At 71.9% G+C, this 21,366-nt stretch carries 18 protein-coding genes; 6 read left to right on the top strand and 12 right to left on the bottom strand.

From position 1 onward, the window contains the following. Positions 1–130: 130 nt before the first annotated feature. A complete protein-coding gene (locus A4X17_RS17285; RefSeq protein ID WP_064296886.1) occupies positions 131–799 on the bottom strand; it encodes a GntR family transcriptional regulator in 669 nt (222 codons plus the stop codon). Between the two features lie 93 nt (positions 800–892). Between A4X17_RS17285 and A4X17_RS17280 the strand changes: the two genes are divergently transcribed. The 5 genes from A4X17_RS17280 to A4X17_RS17260 all read left to right on the top strand — a co-directional run bounded on the left by A4X17_RS17280 (position 893) and on the right by A4X17_RS17260 (position 7,984). Continuing rightward, the gene (locus A4X17_RS17280) at positions 893–2,182 is read left to right on the top strand and encodes an MFS transporter (RefSeq protein WP_369808470.1); all 1,290 of its coding nucleotides are present in this window, start codon (positions 893–895) and stop codon (positions 2,180–2,182) included. Between the two features lie 188 nt (positions 2,183–2,370). Continuing rightward, positions 2,371–3,726 (top strand): NADP-specific glutamate dehydrogenase, encoded by a 1,356-nt coding sequence (gene gdhA, locus A4X17_RS17275; RefSeq protein WP_064296885.1) that lies wholly within the window; start codon positions 2,371–2,373, stop codon positions 3,724–3,726. Positions 3,727–3,897: 171 nt separating this feature from the next. Further along, entirely contained in the window at positions 3,898–5,190 is a 1,293-nt protein-coding gene (locus A4X17_RS17270; protein ID WP_064296884.1) for an FAD-binding oxidoreductase, read from the top strand. Further along, a complete protein-coding gene (locus tag A4X17_RS17265) occupies positions 5,187–6,413 on the top strand; it encodes an FAD-dependent oxidoreductase (protein ID WP_064296883.1) in 1,227 nt (408 codons plus the stop codon). The genes A4X17_RS17270 and A4X17_RS17265 overlap by 4 nt, the downstream gene beginning before the upstream one ends. Then, entirely contained in the window at positions 6,410–7,984 is a 1,575-nt protein-coding gene (locus tag A4X17_RS17260; RefSeq protein ID WP_064296882.1) for an ABC transporter substrate-binding protein, read from the top strand. The genes A4X17_RS17265 and A4X17_RS17260 overlap by 4 nt, the downstream gene beginning before the upstream one ends. A gap of 295 nt (positions 7,985–8,279) precedes the next feature. Here A4X17_RS17260 and A4X17_RS17255 read toward each other — a convergent pair whose 3' ends face one another. The 10 genes from A4X17_RS17255 to A4X17_RS17210 form a co-directional block, all read right to left on the bottom strand. Then, positions 8,280–8,912, bottom strand: a complete 633-nt coding sequence (locus A4X17_RS17255; RefSeq protein WP_064296881.1) for a HutD family protein — start codon at positions 8,910–8,912, stop codon at positions 8,280–8,282. After that, positions 8,909–10,105, bottom strand: coding sequence for an imidazolonepropionase (gene hutI / locus A4X17_RS17250; protein WP_064296880.1), 1,197 nt, complete (start codon positions 10,103–10,105; stop codon positions 8,909–8,911). Before hutI ends, A4X17_RS17255 begins: the two co-directional genes overlap by 4 nt. Then, positions 10,102–11,571: a formimidoylglutamate deiminase gene (locus A4X17_RS17245; RefSeq protein ID WP_064296879.1), complete on the bottom strand. Its 1,470-nt coding sequence runs from the start codon at positions 11,569–11,571 to the stop codon at positions 10,102–10,104. Before A4X17_RS17245 ends, hutI begins: the two co-directional genes overlap by 4 nt. Beyond that, complete coding sequence (locus A4X17_RS17240) at positions 11,568–12,785, bottom strand: allantoate amidohydrolase (protein ID WP_157583595.1); 1,218 nt, start codon at positions 12,783–12,785, stop codon at positions 11,568–11,570. Before A4X17_RS17240 ends, A4X17_RS17245 begins: the two co-directional genes overlap by 4 nt. Next, on the bottom strand, positions 12,782–14,443 hold the full coding sequence (hutU, locus tag A4X17_RS17235) for a urocanate hydratase (protein ID WP_064296878.1): 1,662 nt from the start codon (positions 14,441–14,443) through the stop codon (positions 12,782–12,784). The genes A4X17_RS17240 and hutU overlap by 4 nt, the downstream gene beginning before the upstream one ends. Positions 14,444–14,575: 132 nt before the next feature. Beyond that, positions 14,576–15,502, bottom strand: coding sequence for an ABC transporter substrate-binding protein (locus A4X17_RS17230; protein WP_064296877.1), 927 nt, complete (start codon positions 15,500–15,502; stop codon positions 14,576–14,578). A gap of 75 nt (positions 15,503–15,577) precedes the next feature. Further along, complete coding sequence (locus A4X17_RS17225; protein WP_064296876.1) at positions 15,578–16,312, bottom strand: ABC transporter permease; 735 nt, start codon at positions 16,310–16,312, stop codon at positions 15,578–15,580. Then, positions 16,309–16,959 (bottom strand): ABC transporter permease, encoded by a 651-nt coding sequence (locus A4X17_RS17220; protein ID WP_064296875.1) that lies wholly within the window; start codon positions 16,957–16,959, stop codon positions 16,309–16,311. The genes A4X17_RS17225 and A4X17_RS17220 overlap by 4 nt, the downstream gene beginning before the upstream one ends. Next, positions 16,956–18,047: an ABC transporter ATP-binding protein gene (locus A4X17_RS17215; protein WP_064296874.1), complete on the bottom strand. Its 1,092-nt coding sequence runs from the start codon at positions 18,045–18,047 to the stop codon at positions 16,956–16,958. The genes A4X17_RS17220 and A4X17_RS17215 overlap by 4 nt, the downstream gene beginning before the upstream one ends. Next, positions 18,044–18,763 carry an IclR family transcriptional regulator gene (locus A4X17_RS17210; RefSeq protein ID WP_082916261.1) on the bottom strand — a complete coding sequence of 240 codons (720 nt, stop codon included), beginning with the start codon at positions 18,761–18,763 and terminating at the stop codon, positions 18,044–18,046. The genes A4X17_RS17215 and A4X17_RS17210 overlap by 4 nt, the downstream gene beginning before the upstream one ends. Positions 18,764–18,923: 160 nt before the next feature. Between A4X17_RS17210 and A4X17_RS17205 the strand changes: the two genes are divergently transcribed. After that, positions 18,924–20,372, top strand: coding sequence for an aromatic amino acid lyase (locus A4X17_RS17205; protein WP_064296872.1), 1,449 nt, complete (start codon positions 18,924–18,926; stop codon positions 20,370–20,372). 22 nt (positions 20,373–20,394) lie between these two features. On the opposite strand, the gene A4X17_RS17200 is transcribed toward A4X17_RS17205, so the two are convergent. Continuing rightward, a complete protein-coding gene (locus A4X17_RS17200; RefSeq protein WP_064296871.1) occupies positions 20,395–21,363 on the bottom strand; it encodes a diacylglycerol kinase family protein in 969 nt (322 codons plus the stop codon). Positions 21,364–21,366 lie beyond the last annotated feature (3 nt).

Here is a 21,366-nt window from a genome sequence, read left to right as displayed (position 1 = left end):
CCGTCACGCTCGCGCGGAGCTCCTGCAGTCGGTCCGCATTCGAGGACGGGGTCGACGTCGGGGACGGCGTGTCGGCGCTATCCGCAGCGGGGTGCAGGAGTTGTGAGCGCCGACGAGGTGTCGCCGGGGTTCAGCTGACGATGTCGACACCGTGACCGCGGAGGCGCCGCTGGTCGGCGGTGAGCGATGCGATGAGCCGCTCGTTCGTCCCGCGGATGTGGCGCGCGACGAGGTCCGCCGCGCGCTCGGGGTCGCGCGCCGCGACCGCATCGAGGATGGCGCGGTGCTCCGTGGCGGCCTGCTCTCGGGCCTCAGGCGTCCGCACCTCGAGCCAACGGGTGCGGGCGAGCCGGACCATCGCGCCGCGCACCCCTTCGGCGAGCAGGTGGTTCGCGGACAGCGCCGCGAGCTCCTCGTGGAAGTCGCCGCCGACGCGGAGGACCGTGTGCTCGTCGTCGGGGCGGGGCTCGTCGAGGAGGGTGCGGATCGCGGCGAGCTGCGCTTCGGTCGCGCGTTCGGCGGCGAGCCGGACGCCGGCGGTCTCGAGCGCCTCACGGACCTCGGCGATGAGCCCGATCTCCTCGAGGTCGATGGGTGCGACGATCCAGCCGCGGCCGTCCCGACGCGCCAGACCCTCGGCCTCGAGCCGGGTGAGTGCGGCGCGCACGGGCGTCCGTGACGCCGCGAACCGTTGCTCGAGCCCGCGCTCGGTGAGCGGCTGCCCGGGCGCGAGGTCGAGGGTCAGGATCGCCCCGCGGAGGCGCTCGTAGAGCTGCGTGGTCTGCGTCGGAGTACTCATGCGTGTTCCCGATCTGGCCGGTGACAATTGGTATACCAAAATGGTGTACCGTCATGCTAGCAGCGGGAGACACCCACCGCAGGAAGCGGCACGATGACCGGATCGACACCAGCCCCCGAGGCCCCGGCGACCGCTCGCGGGGCGCGTCCACCGATGCCGAACGCCGGTCGGGCCTGGACCGTCCTCGGGCTCGGTGTCGCCGCGCAGACCGCCGGCACGCTCTTCGTCAGCACCCCGGCGTTCCTCATCCCGCTCCTGCACGCCGAGCGGGGCATGTCGCTCGCCGAGGCCGGCGTCCTGGCCGCCGCCCCCACACTCGGCATGGTGCTGACGCTCATCGCCTGGGGCTGGCTGGCCGACCGTGTCGGCGAGCGCATCGTCATCGCCGGCGGCCTCGCCCTCACCGCTCTGGCCGCTGCCGGGGCGATCGCCGCGGACGGCCTCATCCCGTCGCTCGGCTACGGTCCGCTCGGGATCCTGCTCCTGCTCGGTGGCGCCGCCTCCGCGAGCACGAACTCGGCGAGCGGCCGGATCGTCGTCGGCTGGTTCCCGAAGGACCGCCGCGGTCTCGCGATGGGGATCCGCCAGATGTCGCAGCCCCTCGGCGTTACGGCGGCCGCGGTGACGGTGCCGTCCGTGGCGGCGGCGTCGGGCATCTCCGCCGCCCTCATGATCTCGCTCGTCGCGACGGGTGTCCTCGCCGTGGCCTGCACGATCGGACTCCGGAATCCGCCACGGACCGTGGTGTCGAAGCCGGTCCCGACGGAGACGACGCCGAACCCCGTGACCGCGCGACCACGCAACCCCTACCGAGGCGACGGCTTCCTCTGGCGCATCCACGCCGTGTCGATCCTGCTCGTGGTGCCGCAGTTCACGCTCACGACCTTCGCACTCGTCTGGCTCGTCGCCGACCAGGGCTGGAATGCGCTCGCGGCGGGCGCGCTCGTCGGTGTCGCGCAGTTCGTCGGCGCCGTCGGCCGGATCGGCGTCGGGGTGTTGAGCGACCGCCTCGGCAGCCGGGTGCGACCGCTGCGCTGGGTGGCGGTGTCGGCGGTCGTCGTCATGCTGCTCCTCGCCGGTGTGGGGCTGCTGCAGTGGCCGGTGGCGGTCGCCGTCGCGCTCGTCGTCGCCAGTGCGGTGACGGTCGCCGACAACGGGCTCGCCTTCACCTCGGTCGCGGAGATGGCAGGCCCCACCTGGGCGGGGCGGGCGCTGGGAGCGCAGAACACCGGCCAGTTCATCGCCGCGTCGGTCGTCGGGCCGGCGGTCGGTGCGCTCATCGGCCTGGTGGGCTATCCGCTCGCCTTCCTCGCGGTCGCGGTGCTCCCGGCCCTCGCGATCCCGATCATCCCGAGCGAGGCCGCGGAGCACGACCACCTCTAGGCCGTCGTCCCACCGGTCCGGTCGGCTCGTCTAGTCGACGTTTGACGGATATCTATCGCGGCTGCCAGGCTTGCCGAGGCCCCACGACGGCCCGTGTACCTCCCCGCCGGCGAGTCGCGCTCCACTGCCTCCGACCACCGTCGAGCGACAGCCGGAGACGCCTGGTCGGCCGATCAGAAAGCACCACAGTGACCGGCACCACCACGTCCACCGACCCCGTCCACGCCGTCGCGGAGGCCGCCCTGCGGCGCAATGCGGGCGAACCCGAGTTCCACCAGGCGCTCCTCGAAGTCCTCGAGTCCATCCGCCCGGCCCTCGACGAACACCCGGAGTACCTCGAGGCGGGCATCCTCGAACGCCTCGTCGAACCCGAGCGGCAGGTCGTGTTCCGCGTGCCGTGGACCGACGACCGCAACCGGGTGCAGGTGAACCGCGGCTTCCGCGTCCAGTTCAACTCGGCGCTCGGCCCGTACAAGGGCGGGTTGCGCTTCCACCCGAGTGTGAACCTGTCGATCGTGAAGTTCCTCGGGTTCGAGCAGATCTTCAAGAACGCTCTCACCGCGCAGGGCATCGGCGGCGCCAAGGGCGGCAGCGACTTCGACCCGCACGGGCGATCGGACGCCGAGATCATGCGCTTCTGCCAGAGCTTCATGAACGAGCTCTACCGCCACCTCGGCGAGCACACCGACGTCCCGGCCGGCGACATCGGCGTCGGCGCGCGCGAGATCGGCTTCCTCTTCGGCCAGTACCGGAAGATCACCAACCGTCACGAGTCGGGCATGTTCACCGGCAAGGGCGTCGGCTGGGGTGGCGCCGAGGTGCGCACCGAGGCGACCGGGTACGGGACGGTGTTCTTCGTGGACGAGATGCTCGCCGTCGACGGCCGCGGGGTCGAGGGCAAGCGCGTCATCGTGTCGGGCTCCGGGAACGTCGCGACGTACGCGATCGAGAAGGTCCACCAGCTCGGTGGTACCGCCGTCACCGCGTCGGACTCCTCCGGGTACGTGGTCGACGACGCCGGCATCGACCTCGAGCTCCTCAAGCAGATCAAGGAGGTCGAGCGCGGCCGGATCTCCGAGTACGCCGCCCGCCGTCAGGGCGCCCACTTCGTCGCCGGCGGCAGTGTCTGGGACGTCCCAGGGGAGATCGCGCTGCCGAGCGCGACGCAGAACGAGCTGCACGAACGCGACGCGATCGCCCTCGTGAAGCACGGCGTCATCGCGGTCGCGGAGGGCGCGAACATGCCGTCGACGCCCGAGGCCGTGCGGGTGTTCCAGCAGGCCGGCGTCCTCTTCGGCCCGGGGAAGGCGGCGAACGCCGGTGGTGTGGCGACCTCGGCGCTCGAGATGAGTCAGAACGCGGCCCGGCAGCGGTGGTCCTTCGATGACAGCGAGGTGAAACTGCGCGGCATCATGCACGGCGTGCACCGCGCCGCTTATGAGGCCGCCGAGCGCTACGGCCGGCCGGGCGACTACGTCGTCGGGGCGAACACCGCCGCGTTCGTGAAGGTCGCTGACGCGATGCTCGCCCAGGGGGTCATCTAGCCCCGCTCTGTCCCCGACTCAGGAGTCCCGCGGCGAGTCGACCGCTGAGGGGCCCGGCGCGCCGTACACCTCCTGAGTCGGGGACGCGGAACCCGCCGGCGAGGGACGCGGCGGGTGTCGGATTGCGACGGGGTGGTCGGCCCCTGGACGGCGAGTGACTAGCCTCGAAGGGTGACCGACCCCCGCCCCGCAACCACCGTCATCGTCGGCGCCGGCCTCTTCGGCCTGGCGACCGCCGTCCACCTCGCCCGCGCCGGTCGACGGGTGACGGTCCTCGAGTCGGGCACCGCCGCCGGTGCGACGACCGCAGCCGGAGCGGGCTTCGTCGGCCTCTGGGCGGCGGGCTACGCCTGGTACTGGGACGAGTCGGAACTCGCCCTCGAGCAGGCCGGCCTCGACTTCTACCGCGGGCTCGACGCTGCCGGATACGACATCGGGCTGCGGAACACGGGCAACGTGTGGCTCGCCCTCACCGAGCAGGCCGTGCTCGACCACCTGCTGCCGTTCGCCGAGCACCCGCTCCGCCCCGAGGACGCCCGCCTGCTCACCGCCGTCGAGACCGCTGAACTCGTTCCGGGTCTCGACCCCGAAGCGATCGTCGGGGCGTTCATCCATCCCGACGGCATCCAGATCAGCGCGCCCGACGCCGGAATCGCGCTCGCGGCGCTCGCCCGGGCCGAGGGTGTCGAGATCATCGAGCAGACACCCGTCGTCGATCTCCTCGCCGAAGGTGGCCGAGCCGTCGGCGTGCTGACCGCCACCGGCGAGCGCGTCCTCGGCGACGAGGTCGTCCTCGCCGCAGGGTCCTGGACGAACGAGCTCCTCGCCGCGACGGACCGCGTGCTGCCGTTCGCGCGGGTGATCGCGAGCCGCCTGACCACCGCCCCGTTCGGCCTCGGCGAGGTGCCGACCCTCATGATCCCGGAGCTGGACGGACTGTGGATCAGGGAACACCTCGGTGGTCTCACGTACGGCAACGGCGTCGGCTACGAGGCGCTCGCGGTGCGCGACAGCCCCGCGGATCGTCGTCCGGACCGCCCCGACCTCGTCGAGGCGATGCGCGAGCACCTGTCGCCGATCGTCTCCGAGCTCATCCCGGCCGCCGCGCCCGTCGTCGACGACGCCGAAGCCGTGCAGGGGATCGTGTCGTACACCGCGGACCGCCGCTTCATCGCGGGGTCCGTCCCGGAGCTCGACGGGTTGTTCGTCGTGGCCGGCGACAACGAGTCCGGGGTCACGCACGGCCCTGGACTCGGCCGGATGCTCGCCGAGCTGATCGTCACAGGTGAGAGCCCCTTCGTCGACGCGTCGCGGTACGCCCCCGGTCGGTTCCCGTCCCGTCCGTTCGCCGACGAGGCCGCCGTGGCCGCCGCGATGCCGGCTCGTCGGGCGGTCGACGCGCGCGCCAACGCAGCGAAGCGCGTCACGACGGAGTCGGGCCTGCCTGCGGAGTCGGGCCGATGACCGCGCCGGGTCCGGCAGCGGACGCGACGCAGACCGCGCTGCCGGCGCGCGCCGAGGTCGTCGTCATCGGTGCCGGGATCGTCGGTGCGGCGGCTGCACGCTCGCTGGCCGAGCAGGGCCGCGACGTCCTGCTTCTCGAGCGGTACCCGCGCGGTCACGAGCACGGCTCCTCCCACGGAGCGACCCGCATCTTCCGTCAGGGCTACGACGCCGACGACTACGTCGCCCTGACGTCGGAGGCGCTCTCGGCCTGGCGGGAGCTCGAATCGGCGAGCGGGCGGACGCTGCTCGACCTCACCGGCGCGCTCGACCACGGCCGCCCCGAGATGCTCGCAGCGATCGAGGCGGCGATGACCCGAGGTGGGGTCGCGTCGGAGCGCCTCACCCCGGATCAGGCGAGCGACCGCTGGCCCGGACTGCGGTTCGACCGCGAGGTCCTCCACCACGCGACCGGAGGTCGACTGTTCTCCGCCGAAGCGATCGAGGCCCTGCTCGACCTCGCCGAGGTGGCCGGAGCGACCCTGCGCTTCGGCGTGCGGGTGGCGGGCGTCGATCCGACTGCGTCGAACGATCCGACCGCCGGTGTCGGCGGTGCCGTCGTCCGCACTGAGCTGGGCGACGTCGTCGCAGACCACGTGGTCGTCGCGGCCGGCTCCTGGGCGCCCGACCTCGTCGGCGCACTCGCTCGCAGCGTCGGTCGTCCGCTGCCCGAGATCGTCGTGACGCAGGTCCAGCCCGCGCACTTCCCGAGCGGACTGCACGCCGACGCCTGGCCGAGTTTCGTCCACTACCCCGCCGAGGGGTCGAGCGTGTACGGGCTGCTGACGCCGGGCGAGGGGGTCAAGGTCGGGCTGCACGGCGGTGCCGTCCACGCCCACCCCGACGAACGCGACGGCCTCGCCGAACCCGAAGAACTCGCGCGGCTCACCGCCTACGTCGCCGAATGGGTGCCCGGTGTCGACGCGTCCGCACCCCATACCATCAGCTGCCTCTACGATCTGAGCCCCAGCGAGGATTTCGTGATCGACCGGATCGACAGCATCATCGTCACGACGGGATTCTCCGGTCACGGGTTCAAGTTCGGCCCGGTACTGGGACGCCTCATCGCCGATCTCGTCGACGGAGCCGAACCGCACCCGAGGTTCGCGCTCGCCGCCCACGCGGTACCCGTCGCGCCATCAGCATCAGCTCTCCCGCAGTCACCCGAAGGAACCGCTCCATGAACCGATCCGCCAGATTCGCCACGGTCGCCGTCGGCCTCGGTGTCGTCGCCGCCCTCACCGGTTGCACGGCCCAGGGCGGCACCACCACGACCACCGCGCTCGTCATCGGCACCACCGATCAGATCGTCTCGCTCGACCCGGCCGGTGCCTGGGATCGCGGATCCTTCACGCCGCAGAACCAGATCTACCAGCACCTCCTCAGCTACGACGAGGGCGACGTCGTCCCCGCGCCCGACGCGGCGGAATCGTGCGACTTCACCGACGAGACCACCTACGTCTGCACGGTCAAGGAGGGGCTGACCTTCTCCAACGGTCACGCGCTCACGGCCGAGGACGTCGTCTACTCCTTCACCCGCGTCCGTGAGATCGCCGCCGACAACGGCCCGTCGCCGCTGCTCGCGAACCTCGACAGCGTCGAGGAGGGTGACGACAACCAGGTCGTCTTCCACCTCACGGTGCCGAACGACCAGACCTGGCCCTACGTGCTCACGAGCATGGCCGGGCCGATCGTCGACGAAGAGGTCTTCCCGGCTGACGAGCTGCTGAGCGACGACGACGTGATCGGCTCCGGCCCCTACGCCGTCGACAGCTACCAGGCGGGCGGGCTGCTCTCGCTCGAGGCGAACTCGCGCTACTCCGGGACCCGCGCGAAGACGCAGCACGTCGTGCTCAAGCCGTACACGACGGCGTCGAACCTGCGGCTCGACCTGGAGAAGGGCGACGTCGACATCGCCTACCGCTCGCTGACCGCGACGGACGTCGCCGACCTCCGGAGCGACTCCGACCTGCAGGTCGTCGAGGGGCCGGGCGGTTCGGTGCGGTTCCTCACGTTCAACCTGAACACCCAGCCGGGTGCGAACGACGCGCAGAAGCTCGCCATCCGGCAGGCGGTCGCGTCGCTCGTCGATCGTGAGGAGATCGCCGACCAGGTCTACAAGGGCACCTACGCGCCGGCCTACTCGGTGGTGCTCGACGGGCAGACGGGGGCGACGCCCGCGTTCCAGACCGCGTACGGTGACGCGCCGGACCCGGCGAAGGCTGCCGCGATCCTCGCGGCCGCGGGCGTCAGCACCCCCGTCGCCCTGCCGATCCAGTACACGAGCGACCACTACGGCCCCGACTCCGACCAGGAGTACGCGCTCATCAAGTCGCAGCTGGAGGAGTCCGGTCTGTTCACCGTCGACCTGCAGTCGACGGAGTGGACGAGCTACGTGAAGGAGCTGAACCCGGAGTCCGGTTACCCGGCGTACCAGCTCGGGTTCTTCCCGGACTACCCGGACCCCGACAACTTCCTGCGCTCGGCGTACTCGACGACCGGGGCGTCCGTCGCCAACGGGTACTCGGATCCGGCCGTCGACGCGCTCATCGACACCGAGGCGACGGCGACCGACCCGGCGGCGCGCATCGCGGCGATCGAGCAGATCCAGGCGCTGACCGCGACCGCGGCTCCGATCATCCCGCTCCTCCAGGGCACCGAGACGGTCCTCGCCCAGAAGAACGTGACGGGCCTCGAGGACACGCTCGACGCCACCTACACCTTCCGCTTCGCGGTCCTCGACCGAACGAAGTAGTCCGGTCCGGTTGCGCCAGCGCGGTGCGCTGACGTGGGCGCGGGTCTGTGACGTGAGCGCGCCCCTCCGGAGACCCGCGCTCACGCGCGTGGGGAGCGCCCACGCCGGGTGTGCGCCACTCACGCGGGCGCACCGCGCCGGCACCCGGTGGGGAGGTCTCAGGTCAGCGCGGTGCGCTGGCGCGAGAGCTGACGAGTCGGCGTGAGTGCGGGTCAGCGACGTCGGCGCACCCCTCCGGAGACCCGCGCTCGCGGCTGTGGGGCGCGCTCGCGTCAGCGCACCGCGCTGGCACCCATCACCGACGGGGGAGGATCCGGGCGAGCGCGATCGTGGCATCGCCGGTCAGGGACAGGGTGCCGGCCTCGAGTCGGAGGGTGTCGTGCCGCCGGAGCGCTCGAGGGTCCAGACCTGGCCCCTCCGCCGACAGCAGCCCATCGAGGAACACGACGAACGTGGTGGCACCAGGGGGCGTGGTGACGAGCCTCGACCCGTCGACGACGCCGACCTCGAGCGATCCACGGAACCGGTCCCGCGACACCATCAGGTTGAGATCGAGCGTCGGCCCGACCACGCCCCGCGACGACACCGCTGAGGCCCCGTCGAAGGCGGCGACCCGCCACCGGTCCAACTCGACCGGCTGACCATCGATCACGAGTCCGAGTCCACCCGCCGACAACGCCATCAGCTGACGGTCGACGCCCGGGAACGACGAGAAGGCGACGTCCGACTCGACCGTCGCGATGCTCAGCGTCCACCCCGGAGCGGCCGGTGCGTCACCGACACCGTCGCCGAGCCCACCATCGGTCCGGAGCCCGACGGCCTCGACGGCGATCTCCGTCGCGGTCCCCAGCCCGTTCCGCCAGCGGTAGCTCCGATGCCGGTCGGCCGGCAGCAACACGAGTGCGTGGCCCTCCGTCGCGCCGCTCACCGCTGCGTCGTCCCTGCCGTGACACGCTCGCCGCGGTGCCGGACGCCGACCGTCAACGGCACACCGGGTCGGTAGGCGAGGTGCGACACCGAGGGCGCGTCGAGCACCTGCAGGTCCGCGAGACCACCCACGCGAAGCGATCCGACGGCCTCGGCACCGTGCTCGAGACCGACCGCCACCGCGGCCCCCCGCGTCGCCGCCCACACCGCCTCGGCGATCGTCAGCCGCATCTGCAGCACGGCGGTCGCCACGCAGTACGCCATCGACGTCGTGTACGAGGTGCCCGGGTTGCAGTTGGTCGCGAGCGCGATCGAAGCACCGGCGTCGATGAGCGCGCGCGCCGGCGGGAACGGCTCGCGCGTCGACAGGTCGCAGGCCGGGAGCAGGGTCGCGACCGTCGACGAACCGGCCAGGAGGTCGACGTCGACGTCCGACAGGTGGTTGCAGTGGTCGACGCTCGCAGCCTCCAGCTCGACCGCGAGGCGCACCCCGCCGCTCTCGCCGAGCTGGTTCCCGTGCACCCGGACGCCCAGGCCCGCAGCGCGACCGGCGAGCAGCACCTCACGCGACTCCTCGACGTCGAAGGCCCCGACCTCGCAGAACGCGTCGATGTACGACGCGAACGGGGCCACCGCCGCGAGCATCGGTCCGGTCACGAGGTCGAGGTAGTCGCGGCGGTCGACGCCGGCCGGCACGAGATGGGCCCCGAGGAAGGTGACGACGTCGGCGACCTCGGCCGCCGCCCGAGCGGATCGCGCCTCGCCCTCCACGTCGAGCGCGTAGCCCGTCTTCGCCTCGAGGAAGGTCGTCCCCTGCGCGAGCGCCTCCGCTCGCAACCGCTGCGCACCCGCGACGAGCTGCTCCTCCGATGCGGCCCGAGTGGCGGCCACGGTCGTCGCGATCCCGCCCGCCGCGTACCGGCCGCCGGCCATGCGCGCCTCGAACTCCGCCGAGCGGTCGCCCGCGAACACGAGATGCGTGTGCGTGTCGACCCAACCCGGGAGCACGGCGCGTCCGCCCACGTCGGTCCGCGTGTCGGCGTCGGGTGCGTCGGCCGCTGCGCCGAGCCAAGCGATCCGGCCGTCTTCGATGACGACCGCCGCAGCGGTGATCCGGTTGCCGTCGACGTCGCCCGGCCCGGAGCCCGCGTTGGTCGTGAGCTCGGCGATGCCGGTGATGAGTTCGCTGGTCATGGCTGCCTCTCCTGCGAGGGGTGATCGGGTGTCGGGTGCGAGGCGGCCGCCCGGGGCGTCTCCGTCGATGCTGCCAGCTCTGTCAGCGCCACCGCGAGGAGCTGTTCCGGCGTCGACTCCCGTGATGTCGCAAGCAGCCGACCTCGCTCCGCCACGAGCCGCCCGCCGACGACGACACGCTCGACGTCGGACGCGGTCGCGACGAGGGCGAGTTGCGCCGGGTCCATGCCGGTGGTGCGGAGGCTCGACGTCGACACCTCGACGAGGTCGAGCGGATCACCCGGATCCAGCGCGTGCCGCCCGAGTCCGAGCGAACGGTAGCCGTGGTCGGTGCCCGCCTGGAGGAGCTCGGCGGGCGAGAACCGGCCGCGTCTGCCGGAGGCGAGCCGTTCCCCGGCTTCGAGACCACGCAGTTCGAGCAGCGGGTCGACCACCGCGTTCTGGTCGGAGCCGACGGCGATCCGGGCCCCCGCGTCCGCGAGGCGGCGGGCCGGTCCGATGCCGTCGCCGAGGTCGGCTTCGGTCGTCGGGCACATGACGACGGTCGCGCCGGACCGTCCGATCGCCGTGACGTCCGCGTCGGTCAGGTGTGTCGCGTGGACGAGGCTGATGCGCGGGGCGAGCGCTCCGAGCGCGGCGAGCACGCCCGTCGGCGTCCTGCCCGTCTTCGCGAGCGTGTCGACGTTCTCCTGCGGTTGCTCCGACAGGTGGACGTGCAGCGGGACGTCGTCGGGCAGGCCGGCGAGGATCGTGCGCATGGCGTCGACGGGCACGGCACGCACCGAGTGCAGCGCGGCACCGAGCGTGACGAGTGCGGCGGTACCGACGGAGCCGGACAGTGCGTCGCGCAGTCGATGCCAGCGGGCGAGCCAGTCGGCCGCGTCGCCGTCGCCGAACGCGAGCTGTTCGGTGAGCAGCGGTGCGGCAGGACCCCCGGCGGGCCCGAGGCCGCTTGCGAGGTAGGCCGTGTCGAGGAGGGTGAGCCGGATGCCGACGTCGGCGGCGGCTTCGGCGACCGCCAGTTCCATCGCGTGGGCGGTCGGGTACGGGGTGCCGTCGGCCTGGTGGTGCACGTAGTGGAACTCGCCGACGGCCGTCCAGCCGCAGACGAGCATCTCGCCGAACACGGCACGTGCGACCCGGCCGTAGTGGTCCGGGTCGAGGCTCGCGGCCGCCGCGTACATCGCCTCGCGCCACTGCCAGAAGTCACCGCCGTCGGCGTGGGTGCGTCCGCGCAGCAGACGGTGGAACGCGTGGGAGTGGGCGTTCCCCATGCCCGGGACGACCGTTCCGAGGCGGCGGTCGCCCGCCTCCGGCTCGACGCCGCGCTCGACGGTCGCGATCCGTCCGGAGTCGTCGGACGTGAAGCGCACGCGGCCGGTCGGGCGACCGTCGATGATCGCCGTCGCGGCCCAGATGGGAGCCCGCGCGTCCGCCGCGCCGGGGTCAACGCTCGCGACCGTCACAGGACGCCCCGGAGCAGGGCTTCGAGCGCTTCGACGCCGGCGACGCAGTCGGCCGTCTCGGCGAACTCCTCCGGCGAGTGCGAGACACCGGTCGGGTTCCGGACGAAGACCATCGCGGTCGGCACCGCGCCGCTCAGGACCCCGGCGTCGTGGCCTGCGCCCGCCGGCAGCAGTGGGACCCCGCCGAGCGTGCCGGCGAGTCGCGCGGCGAGCTCGGGGTCGAACTCGACGACGCCCGACCAGGACTCCTCGATCAGCTCCACCACGCAGCCGGAGTCGACGACGGCCTCCTGCACCCGGCCCTCGATGTCCGCGACGAGGGCGCGCGTGCCGGCGTCGGTGGCCGCGCGGGCGTCCACCCAGGCGTCGACCTGGGAGGCGATGACGTTGGTGCCACCCGGCACGATGCGCAGGCGGCCGACGGTGGCGCGGGCGTCGTCCGTCGCGAGGGCGGCCTGCTCGACCGCGAGGACAGCACGTGCTGCGGCGACCACGGGATCACGGCGCTCGCGCATACCGGTAGCGCCGGCGTGGTTCCCCTGACCGCTCACCCGGAGGCGCCAGCGGCCGTGGGCGAGGATCGACGAGGCGACGGCGGTGGGCGAGCCGAGGTCGATGAGGCCGCGACCCTGTTCCACGTGCAACTCGATGAAGAGTCCGATGCGGCCGAGCGCCTCGTCGTCGCGGCCGAGGTGCTCGGGAGCGAGCCCGGCGGCCGCTGCGGCCTCCGCCACGGTGACCCCGTCCGCGTCCGTCAGCGCTCGGGCGGCGTCCGCGGTGATCGCCCCGCACAGGAGCCGGGATCCGAGGCAGGCGACGCCGAACCGGGACCCCTCCTCCTCGGCGAACACCACGACGGCGACGGGACGCGACGGCTGGAACCCGGTGGCCTGCAGACGCGCGACGGCGTCCAGCGCTGAGACGACGCCGAGCGGCCCGTCGAACGCGCCGCCGCCCGGGACGGAGTCGAGGTGGCTGCCGGTGACGACCGCGTCGGGCCCAGGCGCGCCCCACCACGCCCACAGGTTGCCGTTCCGGTCCGTCTCGACGTCGAGACCGAGTCGGGCGGCGCGAGCGGTGAACCACTCGCGAAGCTCGAACTCTGCCGGCGTCCAGACATGCCGGGAGTACCCGCCGCGTGCCGGATCGACCCCGACGCCGGTGATCTCGTCGAGCCCGGCGAGTCGACCGTGGGCGATCAGGCCGTCGGTCACTCGCCCTCCCACATCGGCACCCGCAGGCCGCGTTCGCGGGCGACCTCGGCCGCCCGCTCGTAGCCGGCGTCGACGTGACGCATGACGCCGGTGCCCGGGTCGTTGACGAGCACGCGCGCGATCTTCTCGGCGGCGAGCGGCGTCCCGTCGGCGACGATCACCTGACCGGCATGGATGGACCGGCCGATGCCGACCCCGCCGCCGTGGTGGATCGACACCCAGGTCGCGCCGGACGCCGTGTTGAGCAGGGCGTTGAGCAGCGGCCAGTCGGCGATCGCGTCGGAGCCGTCGGCCATGGCCTCCGTCTCGCGGTACGGCGAGGCGACGGAACCGGAGTCGAGGTGGTCGCGGCCGATGACCACGGGTGCGCTCAGCTCACCCGAGGCGACCATCTCGTTGAACTTCAGGCCGGCCAGGTGGCGCTCCTGGTAGCCGAGCCAGCAGATGCGGGCTGGCAGCCCCTCGAAGGCGATCTTCTCGCCGGCCGAGGTGATCCAACGGCGCAGCTTCTCGTCCTCGGGGAACAGTTCGAGGATGGCGCGGTCGGTCGCGGCGATGTCCGCCGGGTCGCCGGAGAGGGCCGCCCAGCGGAACGGGCCCTTGCCCTCGGCGAAGAGCGGTCGGATGTAGGCGGGCACGAAGCCGGGGAAGTCGAAGGCGCGCTCGCAACCGCCGAGTTTCGCCTCGGCGCGGATGGAGTTGCCGTAGTCGAAGACCTCGGCGCCGGCGTCCTGGAAGTCGACCATCGCCTGCACCTGCTTCGCCATGGCGAGTCGCGAGCGGCGCGTGAAGTCGACCGGGTCGGCCGCCGCCTCGGTCTGCCAGTCGGCGAGCGCCGTGTCCTCGGGCAGGTAGGCGAGCGGGTCGTGAGCGCTCGTCTGGTCGGTGACGATGTCGATGGCGACACCGCGCCGCAGCAGTTCGGGGAAGACGGTCGCGGCGTTGCCGACGAGACCGACCGACAGGGGGCGCCGTTCGGCCTTGGCGGCGAGCACGCGTTCGACGGCGTCGTCGAGGTCGTCCGTCATCTCGTCGAGGTAGCGGTGTTCGACGCGTCGCTCCAGGCGGCTCGGGTCGACGTCGACGATGAGCACGACGCCTTCGTTGAGCGTCACGGCGAGCGGCTGTGCCCCGCCCATGCCGCCCGCGCCGCCGGTGAGGGTCAGCGTCCCGGCGAGGGTGCCGCCGAACCGCTTGTCGGCGATGGCGGCGAAGGTCTCGTAGGTGCCCTGGAGGATGCCCTGCGTGCCGATGTAGATCCACGAGCCGGCGGTCATCTGCCCGTACATGGTGAGACCTTCGGCCTCGAGCTTGCGGAACTCGGGCCACGTCGCCCAGTCGCCGACGAGGTTGGAGTTCGCGATGAGCACGCGGGGCGCCCACTCGTGCGTGCGGAAGACGCCGACGGGCTTGCCGGACTGCACGAGCAGGGTCTCGTCGGCCTCCAGCCCTTCGAGCGTGCGGACGATCGCGTCGTACGCCTCCCAGTTCCGCGCGGCCTTCCCGGTGCCGCCGTAGACGACGAGGTCCTCGGGGTGCTCGGCGACCTCGGGGTCGAGGTTGTTCATGAGCATCCGGAGCGGGCCCTCGGTCTGCCAGCTCTTGGCAGTGAGGGTGGTGCCGCGGGCGGCACGGATGGTCCGGGTGATGGTCGGCATGCGCTGGTCCTTTACGTCTGCGGTGCGGTGGTGGTGGTGCGGTTCCGACGGGCTCAGGGGCGGGTCACCGGCCCTGAACCGGTTCTCGGCCCTGAGCTGCTTCTCGGCCCCTGAGCCCGTCGAGGGGTGCTGCTAGCCCAGGTCGGCGTCCTTCAGCCACTCCTCGGCGATGCTCTTCAGGCTCGTGCCGTCGGACGCCTTGCCGTTCATCTCGATGAGGTCTTCGGTGGTGAGGGCCGCGGAGACCTTGTCGAGCGTCTTCGAGATCGTGTCGTCGAGCTTGCTCGTGCTGATGACCGGGACGATGTTCTCGGCCGCGAAGAGCGACTTGTCGTCTTCGAGGGCGACGAGCTTGTTCGCGGTGAGCCCGGGGTCGGTGCTGAAGATGTCGCCGACCTGCACCTGGCCGCTCGTGAGCGCGGTCATCGTGAGCGGCCCGCCGGCGTCGAGACTGACGAACTCCTTGAAGGTGAGACCGTAGACCTGCTCGAGGCCGACGACGCCGTTGACGCGCGTCTTCCACTCCGGCGGGCCGCCGAGGCTGAGCTCGGACATGTACGGCACGAGGTCGGAGATCGTCTTGAGGTCGTACTTGTCGGCCGTCTCCTGGGTGACGGCGAGCACGTCCTTGTCCTCCGCGGGCGAGATGTCGAGCATGCTGACACCCTTCGGGAGCTTGTCGCCGAGTTCAGCGACGACGTCCTCGCTCGTGCTGGCCTTCGACTCGGAGTCGAGGTACTTGAGCAGTGCGCCCGAGTATTCGGGGAGGAGGTCGATGGAGCCGTCCTGCAGCGCGGCCATGTAGACCTCGCGGCTGCCGATGTTGAACTGCTCCTTCACTGTGACACCCTCGGCCTGCAACGCCTGGGAGTAGATGGTGGCGATGAGCTGGCTCTCGGTGAAGTCGGCTGAGCCGATGATGACGGCGTCGCCGGAGGAGCCGGACGCGCCGTCGCTGCTGAGGGCGTCCTGGCCGCCGCAGCCGGTGAGGACGAGAGCGGCGGCTGCGGTGGTCGCGGCGATGGCCGCGAGTCGACGGGGGAAGGTGGGGAAGGGCATGAGGACCTCGATTCGGTGAGATGGACGGATCGGTGGTGCGGTCGTGCGGAGGTGGTCGTGCGGTGCGGGTGCGGCTCAGGCCGGCCGGGGGATCGCCCCGGTGACGGTGGTCGGGGCCGCCGTCCGCCGCCTGCGGCTGGTGCGCCGCAGACCGGGGGAGACGATGAGGGTGCCGAGGAGGGTGAAGGCGATCTCCAGAGCGAAGGCGAGGGCGGCGACGAGGATCGCGCCGCCGGCCATCTGGAAGAAGTCGGCTTGGGCGCGGCCGTCGATGATGTACCGGCCGAGCCCCTGGAGGCCGAGGTAGGCGGCGACCGTCGCGGTCGAGACGACCTGGAGGGTGGACGAGCGGATGCCGGACAGCAGCAGGGGGAGGGCGCAGGGGAGCTGGACGTGCCAGAGGATCTGCAGTCTCGTGTAGCCCATGCCGCGGGCGGCGCCCACCGCGTCGGGATCGGCGCTCTGGATGCCCGTGTACGTCCCGGTCAGGATGGGCGGGACGGCGAGGAGCACGAGGACGACGATCGTGGGGATGACGTAGACGAGCTGCCCGGGGACCACCGGCGAGATGAGGAGGAACAGCAGGATGAGGAGGCCCAGGGTCGGCAGGGCGCGGAGGGCGTTGGCCGATCCGGCGACGAGACGCTCGCCCTTGCCGGTGTAGCCGACGAGGATGCCGAGCGGCACGGCGATCGCAGCGGCGATCACGAGCGCGATGCCCGTGTACAGCAGGTGGTAGCCCATCTGCGAGGGGATGCCGTCGGGGCCGGTCCAGTTGGCGGGGTCGGTCAGCCAGTCGATGACGCTCATGCCACCACCGTCCGATCACGCCAGGGCGTCGCGAGCGAGCCGAGCCGGACGATGACGAGGTCGAGGATCACGGCGAGGAGGACGCAGAGCAGGATGCCGGTGACGAGCGGCACGAACAGGCGGAGCTGGAAGCCCTGGGTGAACAGCGTCCCGAGTTGCGGGATGCCGAGCAGGGCGGCCATCGTCACGATGCTGACGTTGGAGACGACCGCGACGCGTAGGCCGGCGGCGATCACCGGGACGGCGACGGGTAGTTCCACGAGCACGAGTCGCTGCCAGGACCGGTAGCCCATGGCCTCGGCCGCCTGCACCGCGTCCACGGGCACCGAGGAGAGTCCGTCGGAGACGACGCGGACGAGGAGCGACACCGTGTAGACGGTCAGGGCGATGACGATGTTGATCGGGTCGAGGATCTTCGTGCCGAGGATCGTCGGCAGGATGATGAACAGCGCGAGCGACGGGATCGTGTACAGCAGCCCGGCGGTACCGACGATGAACGGTCGGCCGCGACGCGAGCGGTGCGCCCACCAGCCGAACGGGAGGGCGACCAGGAGGCCGAGCACCGTCGGGGTGAGTGTCAACCAGAGGTGGTTGAGCGTGAGGTCGCCGATGAGCGGGAGGTTCTCCCAGATCCAGTCGATCGTCATCGGAGGCTCCGCTCGGGGGCGGGACGCTCGAGCAGTTCGCTGGCGGCGATGGTGCCGGTGAGTCGGCCGTCGTCGTTGAGGAGGCCGACGCGTCGACTCGGGTGCGCGAGCGCTGCGTTGAGCGCGATGCGGAGGGACGCCGTGCGCGGGACGAACAGGCCGTGACCGCTGATGGTGTCGGTCGAGACGGAGCCGTGACCGGCTGCCGTGTCGAACCAGCCGAGGGGACGGCGTTCGTCGTCCGTCACCACCACCCAGCCGCTCGCATGCACGCCGGTCACGGCGGTGTCGCCGAGCCGGGCGACGGGCTCACGGTGGAGGGCGTCGTCGTGGTCGAGTCCGAGGAAGCCGAGTGCACGGTAGCCGCGGGCCTCGCCCACGAAGTCGGCGACGAACGCGTCGTGGGGGCGGGTCAGGAGGTCGACCGGCGGCGCGATCTGCGCGAGGAGGCCGCCCTCGCGCAGGACCGCGACCTGGTCGACGAGCTTGAGTGCCTCGTCGATGTCGTGGGTGACCATGACGATCGTCTTCGAGATGTCGGCCTGCAGACGCAGGAACTCGTCCTGGAGCTGCGTCCGGACGATCGGGTCGACCGCGCTGAAGGGTTCGTCCATCAGGAGGAACGGCGGGTTCGTCGCGAGGGCGCGGGCGACGCCGACGCGCTGCTGCTGACCGCCCGACAGCTGCCACGGGTACTTCTTCGCGAACTTCTCGTCGAGACCGACGCGCTCCAGTAGTTCGAGGGCCGCCGTGCGCGTCTCCCGACGCGAGCCGCCGAGGAGGCGCGGGAGGGCTGCGACGTTGTCGACGACGGTGCGGTGCGGGAAGAGACCGGCGTTCTGGATGACGTAGCCGATCCGACGACGGAGGGTGACGCGGTCGAGCGACTGGGTCTCGACGTCGTCGAGCAGGATCGACCCGGAGGTCGGATCGATGAGGCGGTTGATCATCCGGAGCGAGGTGGTCTTGCCGCAGCCGGACGGGCCGACGAGCACCGTGAGGGATCCGGTCGGCACCTCGAAGGAGAGGTCGTGGACGGCGACCGTGCCGTCCGGGTAGGCCTTCTTGACGTTCGTGAAGCGGATCATGCGCGTCCCTCCAGAAGGTCAGCGGCGTCGTCGGGGACGGTCGCGGCGGTGTTGTCGATGGGGCCGGTGTACGAGGCGAGCCCGCTGGAGAGCCGGTCCGTGGCGGCGACGAGGAGCTCGCCGTAGGAGGCGATGAGGTCGTCGGTCATCCGGTAGCTCGGGATGACGAGGCTCAGCGCCGCGACGACCCGAGCTCCCGAGCGGACGGGTGCGGCGATCGCGGTGACGTCCGACTCGACGCCCCGCTCGACCGTGACGTAGCCGGCGGTGGGGGTCCGACCGGTGAGTGCGGCACCCGCGGCCGACCCGTCGAGGGGGATCGTGCGACCGACCCAGCTCGCGTGACGGACGGAGTGGGTGCCCTCGGTGATCGCGAGGTAGAGCGCGGTGGACGCGTGACCCTCGACGCTCAGGTAGGCGGACTCGCCGGTGCGTTCGACGAGGTCGAGCATCTCCGTGTGGCAGAAGCCGACGAGCGACTCGTTGCTGAGTGCCTGCGTGCCGAGCTGGACGACGCGGCTGCCGGGTCGGTAGCTGCCGTCGGCGTCCTTCCGGACGAACCCCGTGGACTCCAGGGTGCGGAGGAGCCGGAGAGCGGTGCTCGGCGAGAGGTCGACGAGTCGCGCGCTCTCGGCGAGGGTCGTGCGGCCGCGGTCGCACACCACGGCGAGGAGCGAGAGTGCACGCTCCACGGTTCGAGTCGATGATTCAGCCATCAGATCCCTCTCTGTCGAGCCACCACGTTATGGCTCCGCCGTTTCAGCGAACCGCCTCGAATGTTTCCGTCAGGTAAAACTCGAATTTCATCTGGTGGGACGTTCGCCGTGTGAGCAAGGATGGTGCACACGACGGCGGAGCGCAAGAGAGGGTGTCGGGATGATCGAGATCGCGGGAGCACTGGGCATCGACGAGCTGCGGCGGATCGCGGACCTCGAGGAGGAGGCCTCGGTGCCTCGCGCGGTGCTCGACCGGCTGGCCACCGCTCATGACGACGCGCGGGACCTCGCCGAGCACGCGGCCGTCTACGGCAGGAGCACGGGCGTGGGGGCGAACAAGGACACCGCGGTGGCCGACGACGGCGATGCCCACGCACGCCGCCTGCTCCGCAGCCACGCGGTCGACGCGGGGGAGGTCGTCCCCGACCGGGTCGTGCGGGCGATGCTCGCGGTCCGGCTCAACCAGCTCGCCGTCGGCGGATCGGGTGTCGAGCCCGCGGTCGTCGCGGCGCTCGCCGAGATGCTGCGCCGCGACGCACTGCCGACCGTCCGGACCCTCGGGTCGATCGGGACCGGCGACCTCACCGCGCTCGCCGGTACGGCGCTGACCCTCCTCGGCGAACGGCCGGCGTCGACGCCACTGGAGCCGCTGGGCGCCTGGGGCTCGGAGAGCGCCCTGTCGTTCATCAGCAGCAGCGCCCTGACCATCGCGCGCGCGGCGCTCGCGGTCACGGAGCTGCGGAAGCTCCACCAGGTCTGGTCGGCGGTCTGTGCGCTCAGCTTCCACGCGCTGGACGGCAACGCGCAGGCGTATGCCGAGGCGGCCGCGGGTGCGTCCGCCGCACCCGGTGTCGAAGCCGCTGCTGCGGCGGTGCGCGCGCTCATCGGACCCGTGCCGGAACCGGCCCGGATCCAGGACCCGTTCGCACTCCGCATCGCGGCGATCACGCAGGGCGTGGTGGTGACGGCGGCGGACCGGCTCGCGGACCAGGTGGAAGCGCTCATCGGTGCCGCGCAGGAGAACCCGCTGTACGTCCTCGGTGCCGATGACGGATCACGCGCGGTCCTCCACCATGGCGCCTTCTTCCAGGCGCAGCTCGCCGCCGAGCTCGACGCGACCGCGCTCGCGCTCGCGCAGACGTCGACGGTCACGTTCTCCCGCCTGCGACTGTTGAACGAGCCCGCGTTCACGGGGCTGGCGCCGTTCCTCGGCGACGGGGAACCGGGTGCCTCAGGACTGATGATGGTCGAGTACGTCGCGGCGGGCGCGGTCGCCGACATCCGACACGCGGCGCAACCGGCGGCGCTCGGCACGGTCGTCCTGTCGCGCGGAGCCGAGGAGGACGCGCCGTTCGCCGCGCAGGCCGTCGCCCAGCTGGAGGACGCGCTCGTCGCCACGAGGACGCTCATCGCCTGCGAACTCCTCGGAGCGGTGCGGGTCGTGCGGCGTCGCGGTGTGGCCGATCGACTGACCGGGGCGCTCGCCGAGGTGTTCGCCCGGGCATTGACGTCGCTCGGCTCGGACGACGCCGACCGCGACCTCCGTCCCGACCTCGAGCGGGCGACGGCGCTCCTCGCCGAGATCGCGGACCTCGTCGAAGGAGGGTAGCCGGGCTCAGCGGTGTCGCCGACTACGGGAGCTTGACGAGCAGCCCGCCGCGGTGCGCGTCGAACGCGACCATCGTCGCCATGCCGAACGCGTCGCCGTCGAGCTCGAGGTCCTGCGCCTCGTCGACCCGCACGGTCAACGCCTCAGCACGCAGGTTCGTCACGGTGTTCCCACCACGGCCCTCGGTGAACCGGATCATCCGCCGCCCGACGGCCGTCCGCCGCAGGACCCGGTTCTCCCACGTCACCTTCCGCCACACGAGCAGCCAGCCGAAGGCACCCTTCGGCTGCAGCACCGCGACGTCGAGGAAGCCGTCGTCGAGCTCGGCGTCCGGCATGAGCTGCACGCCGCCCTGCAACGTGCCGCAGTTCCCGACGAGCACCGAACTCACGGTCGCCGCATGCTGACGGTGCCCGCGCAACTGGTAGTGGATGCGGAACGGCGCGGCCGTGGCGATCGAGCGGAGACCGGACTCGACATAGGCGAGCCAGCCGAGCGACTTCTTGAGGTCGGGGTTCGCGGTGGCGATCATCATCGCGTCGATGCCCATGCCGGCCATCACCACGAACGCGTGCTCCTCCTCCGACCCGTCGGCGCGGGTGATCATGGCGACGCCGATGTCGATCGCGCGCGTGTCGCCGGTGAACGCCGTCCCGATCGCGGCAACCTGGTCGCCGAGCGGCAGCTTCAGGTTCCTCGCGAGCAGGTTGCCGGTCCCCGAGGGGATGAGGGTCAGCGGCACACCGCTCCCGCGCAGCCCCTCGGCGACGGCCCGCACGGTCCCGTCGCCGCCGGCCACGAGCACCACCCGGGCGCCGTCGAGGACCGCGCGCCGCGCCTGACCGACACCGGGGTCGTCGACACTCGTCTCATACAGGTGCGGAGCCGCCCATCCCGCCTCCTGCGACCGCGCCTCCAACGCGCTCCGCAGCCTGGTGGCGTCGACCTTCACCGGGTTGTACACGAGCGCGGCGTGCGCGGGAGTCGGCATGGC

Origin of the sequence: Plantibacter sp. H53 (genome assembly GCF_001650455.1) — a bacterium.
Taxonomy (GTDB): Bacteria; Actinomycetota; Actinomycetes; order Actinomycetales; family Microbacteriaceae; genus Plantibacter; species Plantibacter flavus_A.
The sequence above is the reverse complement of the archived record's forward strand: the minus strand, read 5'-3'. Positions and strand labels throughout refer to the sequence as shown.

Bases quoted from the DNA above. Each gene is read 5' to 3' on its own strand.
- A4X17_RS17285 (WP_064296886.1), bottom strand. From the start codon at position 799: ATGAGTACTCCGACGCAGACCACGCAGCTCTACGAGCGCCTCCGCGGG.
- A4X17_RS17280 (WP_369808470.1), top strand. From the start codon at position 893: ATGACCGGATCGACACCAGCCCCCGAGGCCCCGGCGACCGCTCGCGGG.
- A4X17_RS17265 (WP_064296883.1), top strand. From the start codon at position 5,187: ATGACCGCGCCGGGTCCGGCAGCGGACGCGACGCAGACCGCGCTGCCG.
- A4X17_RS17260 (WP_064296882.1), top strand. From the start codon at position 6,410: ATGAACCGATCCGCCAGATTCGCCACGGTCGCCGTCGGCCTCGGTGTC.
- hutI (WP_064296880.1), bottom strand. From the start codon at position 10,105: ATGACCAGCGAACTCATCACCGGCATCGCCGAGCTCACGACCAACGCG.
- hutU (WP_064296878.1), bottom strand. From the start codon at position 14,443: ATGCCGACCATCACCCGGACCATCCGTGCCGCCCGCGGCACCACCCTC.
- A4X17_RS17230 (WP_064296877.1), bottom strand. From the start codon at position 15,502: ATGCCCTTCCCCACCTTCCCCCGTCGACTCGCGGCCATCGCCGCGACC.
- A4X17_RS17225 (WP_064296876.1), bottom strand. From the start codon at position 16,312: ATGAGCGTCATCGACTGGCTGACCGACCCCGCCAACTGGACCGGCCCC.
- A4X17_RS17220 (WP_064296875.1), bottom strand. From the start codon at position 16,959: ATGACGATCGACTGGATCTGGGAGAACCTCCCGCTCATCGGCGACCTC.
- A4X17_RS17215 (WP_064296874.1), bottom strand. From the start codon at position 18,047: ATGATCCGCTTCACGAACGTCAAGAAGGCCTACCCGGACGGCACGGTC.
- A4X17_RS17210 (WP_082916261.1), bottom strand. From the start codon at position 18,763: ATGGCTGAATCATCGACTCGAACCGTGGAGCGTGCACTCTCGCTCCTC.
- A4X17_RS17205 (WP_064296872.1), top strand. From the start codon at position 18,924: ATGATCGAGATCGCGGGAGCACTGGGCATCGACGAGCTGCGGCGGATC.
- A4X17_RS17200 (WP_064296871.1), bottom strand. From the start codon at position 21,363: ATGCCGACTCCCGCGCACGCCGCGCTCGTGTACAACCCGGTGAAGGTC.